This is a genomic window from Verrucosispora sp. WMMD1129 (assembly GCF_029581255.1).
Taxonomy (GTDB): Bacteria; Actinomycetota; Actinomycetes; order Mycobacteriales; family Micromonosporaceae; genus Micromonospora; species Micromonospora sediminimaris.
The window spans coordinates 3,072,889-3,085,651 of the sequence record NZ_CP120741.1 but is presented as its reverse complement, the minus strand read 5'-3'; the positions used below and the strand labels follow the sequence as shown (position 1 = coordinate 3,085,651).

The following is a 12,763-nucleotide window of genomic DNA, read 5'->3' as shown; positions in this document are numbered from 1 at the left end:
CGCAGGCGCAGGCGCAGGATTCGCCCGACCGCGGTGTCCCGTGACAGGCGGGGGTGGGGCGCGCCACAGGGCGTACGGCCACCCGGCGTGGGCAGGACCAGAGAGCGTAGGACAGACTTGCGGGCATGGCGGCTCGTGGCTTCCCGTACACCGATCTGAAGGATTTTCTCGCGGCGCTGGAGCGCGCGGGCGAACTGCGGCGCGTCAGCGTCCCGGTCGACCCGACGCTTGAGATCAGCGAGATCGTCACCCGGACGGTGCGGGCCGACGGGCCGGCGCTGCTGTTCGAGCAGCCCACCCGGGGTGAGATGCCGCTGGCGATCAACCTGTTCGGCACCGAGAAGCGCACCGCGATGGCGCTCGGCGTCGAGTCGCTTGACGAGATCGGCAACCGGATCGGCGAGATGCTCAAGCCGGAGCTGCCGGTGGGCTTCTCCGGCATGATGGGCGGCCTGGGCAAGGTCATGCAGCTCAAGTCGATGCCGCCGAAGAAGGTCAAGACCGCCCCCTGCCAGCAGGTGGTCTACCGGGGTGACGACGTCGACCTGAACCGGCTGCCCGGGCTCCAGGTCTGGCCGGGTGACGGCGGGATCTTCCACAACTTCGGACTGACCCACACCAAGCACCCGGAGACCGGCAAGCGGAACCTCGGCCTCTACCGGCTCCAGCAGCACAGCCACAACACCCTCGGGATGCACTGGCAGATCCACAAGAACTCCACCGCGCACCACGCCGTCGCCGAGCGACTCGGCCAGCGGCTGCCGGTCGCCATCGCCATCGGCTGCGACCCGGTGGTCAGCTACGCGTCGAGCGCGCCGCTGCCCGCCGACATCGACGAGTACCTGTTCGCCGGCTTCCTGCGCGGCGAACGGGTGGAGATGGTCGACTGCCTGACCGTGCCGTTGCAGGTGCCGGCGCACGCGCAGGTGGTGCTGGAGGGCTACCTGGAGCCGGGTGAGCGGCTGCCGGAGGGGCCGTTCGGCGACCACACCGGCTTCTACACCCCGGTCGAGCCGTTCCCGGTGCTGCACGTCGAGGCGATGACCATGCAGCGCGACCCGGTCTACCACTCGATCGTCACCTCGAAGCCGCCGCAGGAGGACCATGGCCTCGGCAAGGCCACCGAGCGGATCTTCGCGCCGCTGCTGCGTTTCCTGATTCCGGACATCGTCGACTACGACCTGCCGGCCGCCGGTGTCTTCCACAACTGTGCGATCGTGTCGATCCGCAAGCGCTACCCGAAGCACGCCCAGAAGGTGATGAACGCGATCTGGGGCGCGCACATGATGTCGCTCACCAAGCTGATCGTGATCGTGGACGAGGACTGCGACGTGCACGACTACCGCGAGGTCGCCTTCCGCGCGTTCGGCAACGTCGACTACGCCCGGGACCTGCTGCTCACCGAGGGCCCGGTGGACCACCTCGACCATTCCTCGTACCAGCAGTTCTGGGGCGGCAAGGCCGGCATCGACGCCACCCGCAAGCTCCCCGAGGAGGGCTACCACCGGGGCTGGCCCGAGGAGATGACCATGGCTCCCGAGGTCGTCTCGCTTGTCGACAAGCGCTGGAAGGAGTACGGCATCTGATGGCGACCACCGCCGCTGTGCAGCCGACCGAGCGCCCCGGGCGCGTGAAGTCCTTCCTCAAGCTCGTGGCGATTGAGCACTCGGTGTTCGCGCTGCCGTTCGCGTATCTGTCGGCCTTGGTCGCGATGCAGGTGGACGGGGGGCGGGTTCGGTGGGTGGACCTGCTGCTGATCACTGTGGCGATGGTGGGGGCGCGGACGTTCGCGATGGCGGCGAACCGGATCCTGGATCGCCGGATCGACGCGCGTAACCCGCGTACCGCCAATCGGGAACTGGTGACCGGGGCGGTGAGCCTGCGGACGGCCTGGACCGGCGCGGGCGTCGCCCTGGTGGTCTTCCTGGCCGCCGCCGCCCTGCTCAACCCGCTCGTTCTGGCGCTCGCGCCGCTGGCCGTGGTGCCGCTGGTGCTCTACCCGTACGGCAAGCGGTTCACCAACTGGCCGCACGCCATCCTGGCCGTCGCGCAGATGGTCGGCCCGGTCGGTGCCTGGCTCGCGGTGACCGGCACCTTTGCCGGCTCCGGACCGGCCTGGCTGCTCGGTGCCGCCGTCGGCCTGTGGATCGGTGGGTTCGACCTGATCTACGCCTGCCAGGACGCCGAGGTGGACCGGGAGATCGGCGTGCACAGCGTGCCGGCCCGCTACGGGCTGCGCTTCGCCCTGCACGCCTCCACGGTCGCGCACGTGGTCACCTTCGCGTTGTTCGGCTGGTTCGGCGTGCTGATCGGCTTCGGCTGGCTCTGGTGGATCGGGCTGGCCCTCACGGCGGTCGCCTTCGGCTACCAGCATCTGGTGGTCACGCCTACCGACCTGAGCCGGGTCAACCGGGCCTTCTTCACCGCCAACGGTTTCGTCGGCATCGCACTGTTCGCCTTCGCCCTGCTCGACCTGGTCGTCCGGCTCGGCCTGCGCGCCTGATCATCTGTTGGACGGCACGGCGTAGCGGGCGCTCTCCATGGTCCAGTCGATGGTGCCGCGGACGGCTCGGGCCACCCCGTCGAGGTGGGCGGTGACGGCCGGGTCCAAGGCCGGACCGAACGAGGGCATCGTGGCGCGCAGGGCGACGAAGCGGCGCATCGACTCGTGCCAACGCTGCGCCGCCAGCTCGACGGCGGCGGGCACCGGCACGCGGTGTGCGGTGGCCAACGCCAGCACCAGGTTGTGGCCGCCGGAGATGGCCGCGTCCCGGTCCAGCGAGGCGATGTCGTTGTACCAGGAGAGCAGGTCGTTGCCGATGTCGCGGAACTGGCCCAGCCGTGGGTGGTGGTAGACCGGGTCCGGCAGCGACCGGCCGTGGACGAACTCCACAAGCGGATACGACACGTACGCCGCCGAGGTCGCCCGGCGCAGCTCGACGTACTCCTCGACGCCGGGCGCGTACCCGGTCGCCTTGTTGACCGCCTCCTGCCACGTGCCGTCGAGGTGATGGGCGACCGCGTCGGCGAAGCGCTGCCGCCAGCGGGCGGGCATCCGGCGGTGCGGCTCCCGCCAGGCGCTGACCAGCAGCCGACGTAGCGGACCGGCCAGACCCGGGTGCCGCAGCCGGAAGCGCAGCAGCGCGACCGCGCCGTCCCGTAGGGCACGGATGTCGTCGAGGCCGGTCCGTTCGGGCCCGTCGCAGGCGTCGTCGACCAGGAAGAACCAGGTGAACAGCGCGGTCAGGGTACGCAGGTCGGTCTCGCTGGCATCGGGGTAGAGCCGCCCCGCGTAGCGGGCGAAACCGGCCCGCCCCAGCCGCTCCCGCGTCGGCGCGTCCAACGGCAGCTCGGACACCAGCCACGCCTGCACATCGTCGGCGTACCGGGAGAGCTGTGGCGCGATGGGGCAGGCGGCACGCAGCGACGGCAGGATGTGGTGGGCGGAGTCGGCCGACGACGAGATGGTCCCCACATCCTTCCGGTCGGCCCCCACTGTGCTTTCGTCCCCGGCAGCATGCCAGCTTGCGGTGACCCCCGCAGACCCGCCGGGCGTCGGTGGCGTAACGGCTCAGCCTGCGGCGATCATGGGCACCTCGGACGCCTTCCCGGGGTGCCCGACCGGAGCCGGCGGTGACCAGGCAGGCTGAGGGCATGCGCGAACCATGGGTGGTCGGGGTGTCCGGGGCGTCCGGCACGCCGTACGCGGCCGCAGTCGTACGTGGGCTGCTCGACGCCGGGGAGCCGGTGGACCTGATCGTTTCCCGGGCTGCCCGGCTGACCGTCCTCGACGAGACTGGACGGCCGTTCCGGGACGCTCACTGGGCTCAGGATCTGGCTGCCTGGCTCGGGCGGGACATCGCCGCCGCGGATCTGCGCCACTGGCCCGCCGGTGACCTCGCCGCCGGACCGAGCAGCGGCTCCTACCCGGTACGCGGGATGGTGGTGGTGCCCGCCAGCACGGCGGCCTGCGCCGGCATCGCCATCGGCCTGTCCAAGGACCTGTTGCAGCGTGCCGCCGAGGTGAATCTCAAGGAGCGTCGGCGGGTGGTCGTGGTGCCCCGGGAGACGCCGGTGACCCGAAGCCACCTGGAACACCTGATCGCGCTGCACGACGCCGGCGCGGTGGTGCTGCCGGCCAGTCCCGGCTTCTACGGTGCGGGCGCCGCCGCCTCCGGGGCCCAGTTGGTGGACTTCGTGGCGGGCAAGGTGCTCGACGCCCTCGATGTGCCGCACACGCTGTTCAAGCGGTGGGCCGGAAAGTTGAACGCGGACCGGACCTGACGGCCGGCCCGCGTCCCGACCCGTACTTCAGTACATTCCGGCATTCGCCGGGCCCGCAGTGCCGGTCGAAGCGGCCGGGCCCGCGTTTTGCGGTCTACCCATCTCGTCCGCCTCGTCCAGCATGCCCTCCCCTTCAAGCAGGGCTCGCACCTCGGATTCCCGAAACCGGCGATGCCCTCCTGGAGTCCGGATGCTCCCGATCCGGCCCGCCGCCGCCCATCGCGTCACGGTTTTCGGGTCCACCCGAAACAGTGCGGCGACTTCACCCGGTGTCAGCAGGCGATCTCCAGTGTCCACAGCCCCCTCCTCGCGTCGACGAAGCCCCCGGCTGAACACACTGCCCCCGGCCGGTGCGAGCCCAGAGCCGTCATGAGGGACGTATGGCAATTACAGCACCAGCGACCTGGCGTGTCCGCCAAACGCGAAAAACGCACTGAGTGGGAAGTTAGTAAATGGTACCGGCGTCGCGCCCTCCGAACCCCGGGTATGCGAACTGTCACCCGCTGCCAGGTCAAACGGATACCGGAGTCCGGGTGTAACGCCACGCCGACTAGGGTCACAGTCCGTGGACGCCATCGACCTCAACCTCGTGGACCTGCTCCGCGGCAACGCCCGCCTGTCGTACGCCGAGCTGGCCCGCCAGGTCGGCCTTTCCGCTCCGGCGGTGCACGAAAGGGTCGGGAAGCTGGAGTCCGGGGGCGTCATCCGGGCGTACCGCGCGGAGGTCGAGCCGGAGACCATCGGGCTGGGTGTGACCGCCCTGATCGGCATCGTGGAGGACTCCGGGGCGGACACCGACGACGTGCTTGAGGCGTTCCGGGTCATGCCCGAGATCGAATCCTGCTACTTCATGGCCGGCGTCGAGTCCTTCCTGCTCAAGGCCCGGGTAGGCACCATCGCGGAGTTGGAGCAGCTGATCGTACGGCTGAACCGGACACCCGGGGTCGCCTCCACCCGTACCGGCATCGCGCTGTCGACCAAGTGGGAGAACCGCCCGCAGTCGGTCGCTCCGCCGACGGCCTGAGCCCGAGCACCGCCTGTCGGCTTGCTAGGTTTCCGGGCGTGACTCATCTCGACCGGTGCGACGAGGCCAGCCGGCGGTGGGTGACCGAGGCGATCGCGGCGGTCGAGGCTGACGCGAACCGGTCCGCCGACACCCACCTGCTGCCGTTCCCGCTGCCCCGGCACTGGGGGATCGACCTCTACCTCAAGGACGAGTCGGTCCACCCGACCGGGTCGCTGAAGCACCGGCTGGCCCGCTCCCTGTTCCTGTACGGGCTCTGCAACGGCTGGATCGGGCCGGGTACCACGATCATCGAGGCGTCGTCCGGCTCCACGGCGGTCTCCGAGGCGTACTTCGCCCGGATGCTCGGGTTGCCCTTCATCGCGGTGATGCCCGCCTCCACCTCGCCCGAGAAGATCGCCCAGATCGAGTTCCAGGGCGGCCGGTGCCATCTCGTCCAGGACCCGGCGAAGGTGGTCATCGAGGCACGCTGGCTCGCCGAGGACTCCGGCGGGCACTACATGGACCAGTTCACCTACGCGGAGCGCGCCACCGACTGGCGGGGCAACAACAACATCGCCGAGTCGATCTACGCGCAGCTCGCCCTGGAGCGGCATCCGATCCCGGCGTGGATCGTGGTCGGCGCGGGTACCGGTGGCACCAGCGCCACAATCGGCCGGTACGCCCGCTACCGGCGGCTGCCCACCAAGCTCTGCGTGGTCGACCCGGAGAACTCCGCGTTCTACCCCGCCTGGCAGGCGACCGACTGGTCGGTACGCACCGGCCGGGGCTCCCGGATCGAGGGCATCGGCCGCCCGACCGTGGAGGCGTCCTTCCTGCCCTCGGTGGTGGACCGGATGGTGCAGGTGCCCGATGCCGCCTCCCTGGCGGCCATGCGGGCCGCCTCGGCGGTGTTGGGCCGGCGGGTGGGCGGCTCGACCGGCACCAACCTGTGGGGTGCCTTCGGCCTGATCGCCGAGCTGCTGGCCGCCGGCCGGACGGGCTCGGTGGTCACCCTGATCTGCGACGCGGGCGACAGGTACGCCGACACCTACTACGCCGACGAATGGGTGGCCGGGCAGGGCCTCGACCTGGCACCGCACCTGGCCACCGTCGACCGCTTCCTGACCGACGGCTCCTGGCCGGCCTGACCGCCCGGCCGGCGTCCCTGAACCGGAGTGCCATGGCCGGCCTGACCGCCCGGCCGGACCGTCAGCGGGTGGCGGCGCGCTCGGCCAGCCCTGGGTAACGCAGCACGTAGCCGTCGGCGTCCACCTCGACCTCGGCGCTGAAGCCGCCGCTGGCGTACCGGAACCGGTTCGGGCCCAGCCCGGTGTAGACCTGCTCGGCGGGAAGCACGGTGAGGCTGGGCAGCAGCACCCAGGCCACGCTTATCGAGTGCGCGGTGTCCGGGGGCGCGGTGTTCAGGCCGAGCCGACGCAGCGGCAGCGTGTTGAACAGCGGCGAACCACCGAGATCCACATCGAGGGCGTCGGCCAGCCGATCCGGGTCCTCCACGCCGGGCAGCCCGGCCGGGGCGTGCCCGGCGGCGGTCAGGACCGCGTCGAGGTCACCCTGCTCGGCGGCGGTCACCCGCCACCGCTGCGTCGCCCGTTCCAGCCGTACGCTGCGCCGCCACCCGGCTCCCTCGACCTCGACCTCAAGGCGGACACTGGCCCAGTCGGTGTCGGTGGTCACCTGGTAACGACACGTGTAGGGAACCGGGTCGACGGCCAACTGGGTGCCCTGCGCCGCCAAGCCGTGGCCGTCGTCGACCAGGGCGTGCTCGGCACCGGCGGTGTCCGTACGGGTCCACAGCAGTGACTTCGGCGTGGTCGGCATGAGCCGGACGTTACGCCACCCGGCGGAGCCGGGCAGCGTATGCGCCGAAGATCAGCACCGCGAGCGGAGCGCGGTGGTCAGTAGCTGCGAGCCCGCGGTCGGCCGCCCGTCCCACGCCGGTCGTCGCGTGGCCGATCGTGCGTGTTCCAGCCCTCCGACCGATTCCAGCCCTCCGACCGACCGCCCCGGTCACTGCCGAAGCGGCGGTCGCCGCGCGGGTTGTCGTGGTACCGGCGGTCGCCCGGTGCCTGCTCCGTGAAGCGGCGCTCGCCCCGGTGACCGTGGTCGGCGTAGCGGCGCTCGCCGCCAGGCCGGTCGCCGAAGCGACGGGGGCCGCCCGGCCGGCTGCCGCGCCGGGGCTGCTGCTCCGGCTCCTCGCGTACCGGCACCCCGCTCGGCTCCCGCGCCCCGGTCAGCTCAGCCAGCACCGGGTCGCCGACGCGTACCCGGGACTGAGCCGGCTCCACGCCGGCCTTCTCCAGCATGGCCAGGGTGGTGCGGCGCTGCTTCGGCAGCACCAGAGTGGCCACCGCACCGGCCTCACCGGCCCGGGCGGTACGCCCCGCACGGTGCAGGTAGTCCTTCGGGTCCTTCGGCGGGTCGACGTGCAGCACGAGGGAGACCCCGTCGACGTGGATGCCCCGCGCCGCGACGTCGGTGGCGACCAGGACGTTTGTCCGTCCCTCGCGGAACTCCGCCAGCGTGCGGGTGCGCATCCGCTGCGTCTTGCCGCCGTGCAGCCCGCCGGCCCGTACGCCGACGGCGGCGAGCTGCGTGACCAGCCGGTCCACGCCCAACTGGGTACGGGCGAACACGATGGTCCGGCCCTGCCGCGCGGCGATCGACGCGGTCACCGGGAACTTCTCCTGCGGCGGAATGAGCAGCAGGTGGTGGTCCATCGTGGACACGGCTGCGGTGGGCGGGGCGGTCGAGTGGGTGACCGGGTCGGTCATGAACCGCCGCACGAGCGCGTCGACGTCACCGTCCAGAGTGGCCGAGAAGAGCAGTCGCTGCGCATCCGCAGGCGTCTTCGCCAGCAACTCGGTGACCTCGGGCAGGAAACCCATGTCGGCCATCTGGTCGGCCTCGTCGAGCACGGTGACCTCGACGTCGTCGAGCTGGCACACGCCCCGGTCGATCAGGTCGGCGAGCCGACCCGGGGTGGCCACCACCACCTCGACGCCGCGCCGCAGGGCATCGATCTGCCGGTCGTACGGCACCCCGCCGACGGCGGTCTTGAGGAACACGCCGACGGCCTTGCCCAGCGGCAGCAGCGCGTCGTTTACCTGCATGGCCAGTTCGCGGGTGGGCACCAGGACGAGAGCCCGTGGATGCCGGGGCCGGGCCCGCTCACCGGCGGCGATCCGGGCCAACAGCGGCAGCCCGAACGCGAGGGTCTTGCCGGAGCCGGTCTGCCCACGGCCCAGCACGTCGCGTCCGGCCAGCGCGTCCGGCACGGTGGCTTGTTGGATCTCGAACGGAGTGGTGATGCCCTGTCGGTCCAAGGCGCGGACCAACTGCCGGGGAAGCCCGAGCGAGTCGAAGGTGACCGGGGTGGTCGTGCCGGCCGGCTGCGGCGTGGCGGGAAGGTCGGGGGAGAACGGGGGCATGCCGAGTTCAGCGGAGGTGGTCAAGAAATGCCTTTCGAGCGGGGCGCATCTTCGCGATGTCCCGCTGCGGCCGTGGCCGCCGGATCTTCCGCAAGATCGCCCATGGGCGCTTGTGCACGCGCCAGGTCAATGATCAGCGACCAGTGTACGGCGGTCGGCGCGTGCCCACCCGCGCCGGAGTCGGGTAGTGGGCGGACTCACCAACGATCCGGGAGCTGGCGGTCGCCCGGCAGCCCACTGCTCGCGCTGGGCAGCGCGTCGTTTGCGAAGAGCACCACCATCACGCTGATCGCCACCAGCACCCCCAGTGCGACCGCCATCAGGATCACGACCCGGAGCGTGCTGCGCGACCTCTCGGCCGCCGTGTCCGCCCAGCCCTGAGCCAGGATGTGCCCGGTCAACGAGCCGGAGGTCTCCTGCTCACCGGCCGGGAAGGCCACCGTCGCCGAGCTTTCCAACCCGGCGTAGTACGCGCTCAGGTCAGAGCCGCCGGGACGCTGAGCAGGCGTTACCTCAGCCGGGCGCTCCGTCTTGGCCGGGCGGTCCGTCTTGGCCGGGCGGTCCGTCTGCTCCTTCTCTCCGGGGGACCGGACGCCCGGCGTGGATCCGGTCGCGGACGTCCCGACCCAGGCAGGCGGTTCGGCCGTGCTGCTCTGGGTTCGCGTCGCGCCTGGATCACCGCCCGGCCCGTCCACCGCCGCGAGCGACCCGGCGGAGCCCGCGAGTGACCCGGCGGAGCCCGCGAGTGACCCGGCGGAGCCCGGACGCAGTCCCGGACGGGACGAGGGCCGGGGCGCGAGCGCCGGGGAGATGGGCGCGGGCTCGTCCCGGCGGCCGCCGGGGTTGGTCGGTGGCGGCCAGACCGGCAGCGCCGGCGCCGGCACGACCGGAGCCACGTCAGCCTCGCCAGGGCTGGCGGGCGAGCCGGTGTGGGACACGGCGGTGGACGGTGTGGGCCGGATGGTGTCGGCGTTGGCCGGTGGCGGCGGGAACGGCGGCGCCGGCATCGGGCCCGGTGGTGGCGGTACGGGTGGCCCGGGAGGCGGCGTCGGCGGCGGTACGGGTGGCCCGGGAGGCGGCGTCGGCGGGCCCGGAACCGGCGGCGCGGGCCGGGGGGCGGGCGGCGGAACGGGGGCTGGTCCCGGCGGGTACGGACCGGGCGTCGGCGGCACCGGTGCTGGGGAGGGCGGTGCCGGCGACGGCGACGGTGGGGTAGGCCCAGGTGGGACCGGTCCAGGCACCGGGGGATGGGGTGCCGGTTCCGGCCCGGGTGCGGGTGGCGTCGGCGGTTCGGCCGGCTCCGGCGGCCGAGCGGGCTCCGGTGGCTCGACCGGTTCCGGTCCGGCCGGCCTGGCCGCTCCCGGTTGGGCCGGAGCGGACCGGTAGACACCGGGCGTCTTGCCGCCGCCTCCGGCGGACTCCGCCTCGTCCACGCTCACCCGGCTGAGCCCAGGCACCCGGACACTGGCCCGCGCCGGTTTCAATGCCGTCGGCTTCCGGTACGGCTGGACGGCCTCCCGCTGACCGGGTACACCGGCCGTGCCGGCCGCCGAGGTCGATCCGCCGAGGGCGACACCTCCGCTCGTGCCCACCGGTCCGGCGGTGGCCCGGTACGTGGTGCCCCCTCCGCCCCCGGTCAGCCCGGCACCGGCCGGTGGCTGACCGTGACTCACGCCGCCGGGTGCCGTCACCTTGGCGACGCCTGCCCGGCCCCGGGCCGGTCCCGCCGGCCGGGTGGCGGCGTCTGCGCTGGACCGTGCGGCGATATCCGCGCTCGGCCCGGTGGGGATGTCCGCGTTCGACGGGGCGGCGTCCGCGCTCGGCGGGGTGGCGGCGTCTGCGCTTGGCTGGACGGCGTCTGCGCTGGGCCGCTCGGTGGGTGGTTGGGCGGGCTCATCGACCGTCGGGTCTGCGGAACCACCGGCACCCGGCTCACTGGTGGGGGCGGGTTCCGGCTGGGCGGTGGCGGTGGATTCTCGCTCGGCGGTGGGCGTGGGGGGCGGACCCGCCAGCCCCGCCGGAACCTCTTGCTCCCTCATCGTCGCCTCCGCGCCACGCTCGCAACCGGACCGTGTCGCCGGACCGGGAGTGCCTGAGTGACACCGTGCCATATTCCACCCGTGCGGCACACCCGGAGTGCGTACCGCGTCGCGGGTGTCATCGGCCGCCCGGCAGCACACACATCGACCAGCCGCGATCAGATGCTATGCCGTGGCTTTGGCGTGGCTGCCCTGCGCGGACGGACACCTGTCCCACGAGCGTCATGTCAGGGAGACATGAAAATGCCGCAGAGACATGACGGTCCAAGTGCAATCTGCACCCTGCACTGTCACTACCGGTGACCGGCAGGCGTGCGCGGCGCGGGCGGGCGGCGGGTGCGGGCTCAGCTCACCGTCCGCTGGCCGTGGACGGGCTGGCCGAAGCGCTCTCGTCCGGTGCCGCGCTGCTCGCCGCCGTGGTCGGGTCGGCCTTGCTGGCGGCCGTGGTCGGAGCGACGCTGCTGGCCCCGAGGGTCGGCGAGGTGGCCTCGGAGGCCGAGGTCGTCGCCGACGGGGTGGTGGTCGCAGACCGGGTTGCCGACGGGGTGGCGGTCGCCGACGGAGTTGCCGACGGCGTGGTGGAGCCCGTCGGGGTCGGCGACGGCGTGGTCGAGCCCGAGGGGGTGGGCGAGGGAGTCGTCGTCTTGGTGGGCTTCGGCGTCGGCTTCGTCGTCTTGGTCGGCTTCGGCGTCGGCTTGGGCTTGGGCTTGGGTGGCTGCGACGGGGTCGGCGAGGACGTCGGTGCCGGAACCGCACCCACCACCCGGGTCGCGGCGTAGAGCCGGGACCAGCGAACCGTGGAGATCTTGACCACGTCACCTGTGGTCGGCGCGTGGATCATCTTGCCGCCGCCGACGTACATCCCCACGTGGTGGATGCTCTGCCAATTGCTACCCGAGGCGAAGAAGAGCAGGTCGCCAGGGAGCAGAGCGGTGCGCGGCACCGTCCGCGAGCTGGTTGCGCGGTACTGGTCCCGGGAGACTCGCGGCAGCTGGCGGTAACCCGCCGAGCGGTATGCCGCCCACATCAGGCCCGAGCAGTCGAACGTGTCCGGGCCCTCGGCCGCCCAGACGTACGGGTCGCCGAGCTGCTTGCGGGCGTACGCGACGGCGGCCTTTGCGATGGGGTGCGCGGCCAGCCCACCGGCGGACTGGTCGACGTAGTCGGCGCCGAGTTGCTGCTCGGCGGCCTCCTGCTGGCGGGCCAATTCGACCAACTGCGCCGAGTTCTCGTCGCGCAGCTTGATCAGTTCCGCCTCGGCGTCGCGCAGTGCCTGCTTGGTGGCGGTGTACTGCTGCTGAACGCCCTGAAGTCGCGACAGGGCGGCGGCGTGCGCCTGCGTCGCCACCTGCTCGTCGGCGCGGGCACGCGCCATCTCGCCAGCGGCCGGGCCGGTGTCGTGCCCGACCTTCTCGCCGCGGTTCGCCCGGCTGAGCAGATCCAGGTCACGCAGGTCGGTGGCGAAACCACCGGGTGGTAGCGCGGCGGCAGCCTTGATGGCCTCGGCGGCGACCTGGTCGGCGCGCTGCTGCGCCTGCTGGACCGCGCCCCGGGCGAACTCCAGATCACGCTCGGCGGTGAGGAACTGGGTCTGCACCTCGTTGCGCTGCTGTTCGAGTTCGAGCAGTCGGGTGCCCAACTCGGCGACCCGCGCCTCTGCGGCGGTGATCCTGGTTTCCAACGCGCTGGCACCCGGAGTGCCGAGCGCCGGTGGCGTCAGGCCCGGGGTCGTTCCGGCGGGCATGCCGGGTAGTTGGAGAGGCCCGGTGGCCGTGGGCCGGGAACCGGTGTCGGGCACCGTGACGGGTATGCCGGGCTCGGCGTACGCCGGTGCGGCGAGGACCGTGCTGGCGACCGCGGCGAGCAGGGCGGACCAGAGCGCCGGCCGGAGCACCGGTGAGACCACCGGACCTCGTCGCCGCTGCCGTCCGTCCGCGCTGTCGATCATTCCGCTCCCCGTCCGGCGCTGCTTTGCCACGCTCGGT

The 12,763-nt window shown here is 72.3% G+C and carries 12 protein-coding genes; 6 read left to right on the top strand and 6 right to left on the bottom strand.

Annotation, left to right across the window (positions count from 1 at the left end; all coding sequences use genetic code 11):
- The first annotated feature begins 125 nt into the window (after positions 1-125).
- Positions 126-1,586, top strand: coding sequence for a menaquinone biosynthesis decarboxylase (locus tag O7624_RS14255; protein ID WP_210940027.1), 1,461 nt, complete (start codon positions 126-128; stop codon positions 1,584-1,586).
- Complete coding sequence (gene mqnP, locus O7624_RS14250; protein ID WP_282240353.1) at positions 1,586-2,503, top strand: menaquinone biosynthesis prenyltransferase MqnP; 918 nt, start codon at positions 1,586-1,588, stop codon at positions 2,501-2,503. Before O7624_RS14255 ends, mqnP begins: the two co-directional genes overlap by 1 nt.
- On the opposite strand, the gene O7624_RS14245 is transcribed toward mqnP, so the two are convergent.
- Complete coding sequence (locus O7624_RS14245; RefSeq protein WP_282240352.1) at positions 2,504-3,475, bottom strand: terpene synthase family protein; 972 nt, start codon at positions 3,473-3,475, stop codon at positions 2,504-2,506. It lies immediately after the preceding gene.
- Between the two features lie 179 nt (positions 3,476-3,654).
- On the opposite strand from O7624_RS14245, the gene O7624_RS14240 reads away from it, so the two are divergent.
- Positions 3,655-4,284 (top strand): UbiX family flavin prenyltransferase, encoded by a 630-nt coding sequence (locus tag O7624_RS14240; RefSeq protein ID WP_282240628.1) that lies wholly within the window; start codon positions 3,655-3,657, stop codon positions 4,282-4,284.
- Between the two features lie 27 nt (positions 4,285-4,311).
- Here the strand turns inward: O7624_RS14240 and O7624_RS14235 are convergent, their stop codons facing one another.
- Positions 4,312-4,581 (bottom strand): BldC family transcriptional regulator, encoded by a 270-nt coding sequence (locus O7624_RS14235; protein WP_093403972.1) that lies wholly within the window; start codon positions 4,579-4,581, stop codon positions 4,312-4,314.
- 268 nt (positions 4,582-4,849) lie between these two features.
- Between O7624_RS14235 and O7624_RS14230 the strand changes: the two genes are divergently transcribed.
- Positions 4,850-5,308, top strand: a complete 459-nt coding sequence (locus O7624_RS14230) for an Lrp/AsnC family transcriptional regulator (RefSeq protein WP_093403973.1) — start codon at positions 4,850-4,852, stop codon at positions 5,306-5,308.
- Positions 5,309-5,346: 38 nt separating this feature from the next.
- A complete protein-coding gene (locus tag O7624_RS14225) occupies positions 5,347-6,438 on the top strand; it encodes a PLP-dependent cysteine synthase family protein (RefSeq protein ID WP_282240351.1) in 1,092 nt (363 codons plus the stop codon).
- Positions 6,439-6,499: 61 nt separating this feature from the next.
- Here the strand turns inward: O7624_RS14225 and O7624_RS14220 are convergent, their stop codons facing one another.
- The 3 genes from O7624_RS14220 to O7624_RS14210 all read right to left on the bottom strand — a co-directional run bounded on the left by O7624_RS14220 (position 6,500) and on the right by O7624_RS14210 (position 9,746).
- Positions 6,500-7,129, bottom strand: coding sequence for a putative glycolipid-binding domain-containing protein (locus O7624_RS14220; protein ID WP_093403976.1), 630 nt, complete (start codon positions 7,127-7,129; stop codon positions 6,500-6,502).
- A gap of 77 nt (positions 7,130-7,206) precedes the next feature.
- A complete protein-coding gene (locus O7624_RS14215) occupies positions 7,207-8,739 on the bottom strand; it encodes a DEAD/DEAH box helicase (protein ID WP_282240627.1) in 1,533 nt (510 codons plus the stop codon).
- A gap of 197 nt (positions 8,740-8,936) precedes the next feature.
- Entirely contained in the window at positions 8,937-9,746 is an 810-nt protein-coding gene (locus tag O7624_RS14210) for a hypothetical protein (protein ID WP_282240350.1), read from the bottom strand.
- An 8-nt stretch (positions 9,747-9,754) separates the two neighbouring features.
- On the opposite strand from O7624_RS14210, the gene O7624_RS14205 reads away from it, so the two are divergent.
- Positions 9,755-9,955, top strand: coding sequence for a hypothetical protein (locus O7624_RS14205; RefSeq protein WP_282240349.1), 201 nt, complete (start codon positions 9,755-9,757; stop codon positions 9,953-9,955).
- A 1,172-nt stretch (positions 9,956-11,127) separates the two neighbouring features.
- Here O7624_RS14205 and O7624_RS14200 read toward each other — a convergent pair.
- On the bottom strand, positions 11,128-12,726 hold the full coding sequence (locus tag O7624_RS14200; protein ID WP_282240348.1) for a C40 family peptidase: 1,599 nt from the start codon (positions 12,724-12,726) through the stop codon (positions 11,128-11,130).
- Positions 12,727-12,763 lie beyond the last annotated feature (37 nt).

Excerpts from the sequence above, each read along its gene's own strand:
- O7624_RS14220 (WP_093403976.1), bottom strand. The coding sequence starts at position 7,129 with ATGCCGACCACGCCGAAGTCACTGCTGTGGACCCGTACGGACACCGCC.
- O7624_RS14255 (WP_210940027.1), top strand. The coding sequence starts at position 126 with ATGGCGGCTCGTGGCTTCCCGTACACCGATCTGAAGGATTTTCTCGCG.
- O7624_RS14210 (WP_282240350.1), bottom strand. The coding sequence starts at position 9,746 with ATGCCGGCGCCGCCGTTCCCGCCGCCACCGGCCAACGCCGACACCATC.
- O7624_RS14215 (WP_282240627.1), bottom strand. The coding sequence starts at position 8,739 with ATGCCCCCGTTCTCCCCCGACCTTCCCGCCACGCCGCAGCCGGCCGGC.
- O7624_RS14240 (WP_282240628.1), top strand. The coding sequence starts at position 3,655 with ATGCGCGAACCATGGGTGGTCGGGGTGTCCGGGGCGTCCGGCACGCCG.
- O7624_RS14200 (WP_282240348.1), bottom strand. The coding sequence starts at position 12,726 with ATGATCGACAGCGCGGACGGACGGCAGCGGCGACGAGGTCCGGTGGTC.
- mqnP (WP_282240353.1), top strand. The coding sequence starts at position 1,586 with ATGGCGACCACCGCCGCTGTGCAGCCGACCGAGCGCCCCGGGCGCGTG.